Annotated in this window: 3 protein-coding genes; 2 read left to right on the forward strand and 1 reads right to left on the reverse strand. The window is 57.0% G+C overall.

Translation table 11 applies throughout. The features are described from left to right. A partial coding sequence (locus A3754_RS15725; RefSeq protein ID WP_063520463.1) for an IS4 family transposase occupies positions 1–857 on the forward strand: 857 nt, incomplete at its 5' end. A gap of 67 nt (positions 858–924) precedes the next feature. Here the strand turns inward: A3754_RS15725 and dctP are convergent. Beyond that, the gene (gene dctP / locus A3754_RS15730; RefSeq protein WP_063520464.1) at positions 925–1,947 is read right to left on the reverse strand and encodes a TRAP transporter substrate-binding protein DctP; all 1,023 of its coding nucleotides are present in this window, start codon (positions 1,945–1,947) and stop codon (positions 925–927) included. Positions 1,948–2,152: 205 nt separating this feature from the next. On the opposite strand from dctP, the gene A3754_RS15735 reads away from it, so the two are divergent. Then, on the forward strand, positions 2,153–2,863 hold a 711-nt coding region (locus A3754_RS15735; protein WP_231880651.1), incomplete at its 3' end, for a hypothetical protein.

Below are 2,863 nucleotides of genomic sequence, written 5' to 3' on the forward strand. Positions count from 1 at the left end.
TCTACAAGCTGCTCCAGCGCTGCAGAAATAGCCCCAGCTCCCATAAGTTCCGCTTCAAGAACCCTCTCTACTCACTGGATGCGAGTGCCATCAACCTGTCCCTCAAGCTGTTTCCCTGGGCTGCCCACCGGCCGGATACCTGCAACGTGAAGCTGAGTGTCGGACTCAACCATGGCACCCATGTGCCGGAGTTCGTTGCACTGAGCGATGGCAACGAGAACGACCTCGTGAAAGGGCGTGAATTTCGCTTCCCCAAAGGCAGCATCGTCGCCTTTGATAAGGGGTATGTGGATTACGGGTGGTATAAGTCACTGACAGATAATGGGGTTTTCTTCGTGACACGCTTGCGTCCGAACTCCATCTATCAAGTACTGGAGCGCAAGGAATGCGACAAAAGCCAGGGCGTCACCAGCGACCAGATCATCCAGTTAAATAGTGCTCATGCCTTAAAGCGTGGGGCTCCACGGCTGCGGAGAGTGGGTTATTACGACAAAGAAAGCGGCAAGCGCTACGTGTTCATTACCAACCACTTCGGGCTATCTGCCGCCACCATCGCGGCGATTTACAAAGATCGTTGGCGGATCGAGATCTTCTTCAAGACGATCAAGCAGAACCTGCAGATCAAAGCCTTTGTGGGCACCTCTCGCAATGCTGTACTCAGCCAAATCTGGATCGCTATGATTACCTACCTGCTAGTGGCCTTTGCTCGCCATAGTGCCAGAGAAGGGTGGCCTGTTCAGAGGATCATGCGCGTGCTGCAACTCAATCTATTTGATCGCCGAAGCCTGAAAGACATCCTTCATCCTGAGCCTGACAGGCACAAAAAAAGCGAACCTCAAATGAGGTTCGCTTTATGAGGCTGCCAACTGTGGGACAGCAGTGGGCCAATTGGCCGGACTTTTTCATGTTCGGCTACCGGGGGCGTTACTGTCCCTTGGCGGCCTCGTCGAAGGCGGACAGCAGGGCATTGAGTGACTGCTCACCCCGTGCGCCCACTTCATCAATGTAGATCTGACGTACCGGTTTGGCCTTCTTGCGGAAGGCGTCACGCTGGGCCTCGGTCAGTTCAACAATGTTGATGTCGCTCTTTTCCTTGATGGTTTCCAGCCGTTCTTCGTTGTACTGGGTCTGGATATCATGGCCTTCGCGCACCAGGGTCTTGGTGATGCCGTCGATCATCTTCTGCTGGTCCGCAGACAGGCCGTCGTACCAGTCGGCGTTGCCGATCAGGGTGGCGACGAACTGGGATTGCTGCGCAAAGATCATGTAGTCCTGCACTTCGTAGAACGCCATTTCCTCGTGGGCAAACACCGGCTGGATGTTGCCTTCCGCCTGGCCCTGCTGCAGCGCGCTGTACAGTTCGCCGTAGGCTATAGAGGTGGGGGAGGCGCCATAGGCCTTGTAGGTGGCCCGCAGCAGGCTGTTGTCCATCACGCGGATGCCCAGGTTTTCGATGTCATCCGGGGTGTTGATGGCCTTGTTGGTCGTCCACACCTGATAGCCTTCCGGCAATTCCGCCAGCGGTACCAGGCTGCGCTTGCGGAATGATTCCTGCCAGGCTTTGCTTTTCAGGAAGGTGTCGCTGTTCAGGCCTTGTGCGGTTACCCATTGATCGCTGGGCATGATGTAGTTCAGGTTGAGCAGCTGGCTTTCCGGTACGGTGCCGCCCAGGGCGCCGGAACCAAAGCCCAGCTGAATGGCACCGCCCTGGATCGCGTCATACAACGCGGAGTAGCTGGAGCCCCATTTGCCATAGGGGAGCAGTTGAACGTCAATCTCCCCGTCACTTTTTTCTTTCACCAGCGCTTTGAAACGTTCGGCGTAACTGTGCTGAACACTGCCTTCAATTTCCTCCAGGCCAAAACGCCAGGTGTCGGCGTTGACGGTGGTGGTCGTGGCGGCAAGAAAGCCAAAAGTAGCGGCGCAAATAAATCGATTAAGTCGCATGCCTTTACCTTGATATTGCTTGTGGGTGCCAATCACTACATTGCATCGGGGCAGGGCTGTCAAGGGAACGGCCTGCAACGCTGGCACCTCGGCAGGCTTGATGCGACCATAGGCAATGTTTCCCGGCGCGTTCCCGTCTGTGTGAGTTTTCCTGGCGGGAAATGCACAGGTAAAAGGTGATTGGGTGTATCGAGAGGGCAAGGCATTGATCAGACACATTCTGCGTACCGGTCTATTGGGCATGCTGCTGGCGCTGGCTGGCAGTCTCTGGGCAGAACAGCAGCCCGGTTCGCCTGAGCAAGTGCCGAGAGCGGAGGCCCAGAGTGAGATCGAAAAAGGGCCGGTGATTTCCCAGTTCCGGGAAAACTGGATCCTCGGTGAGCTGCGAGCCCTGCGCCAGGACATGATGGAATACCGCAACCAGATGAACCTGCTGGTCACCGACCGGGAGCTGGAAGTGGCCGACAAGGCCATGGGGTACGCCACTAATACCGTCACCTACTTCTTCTACCTGATCGCCGGTGCCGCCTCGATTCTCGCCCTGGTCGGCTGGTCCACCATTCGTGACCTGAAAGACAACGTGCGGGTATATGCGGAAAAGGAAATGGCGCGTCTGACCAGCGAGTACGAATCCCGCCTGGCGGACCTGGAGCGCGAGCTGCGCCGCAAATCCCTGTCCATCGCCGAGAACCAGGAAGAAATCGAGCGAACCAACGACATTCACAGCCTGTGGCTCAAGGCCACCAAGGAGCCCAGTGCTCAGGCCAAGATTGAGCTCTACGACCGGATTCTGGAATTGCGCCCGGATGATCCGGAAGCGCTGGCCTGGAAAGCCGATGCGGCTCTGGAGCTGGGCGAGCAGCGCTGGGCGCTGAGCCTGTGCGACCGGGTGCTGGAAGTGGACGAGGAAAACTCC

The sequence above is a fragment of the Alcanivorax sp. HI0083 genome (assembly GCF_001635175.1).

Bases quoted from the DNA above. Each gene is read 5' to 3' on its own strand.
- dctP (WP_063520464.1), bottom strand. From the start codon at position 1,947: ATGCGACTTAATCGATTTATTTGCGCCGCTACTTTTGGCTTTCTTGCC.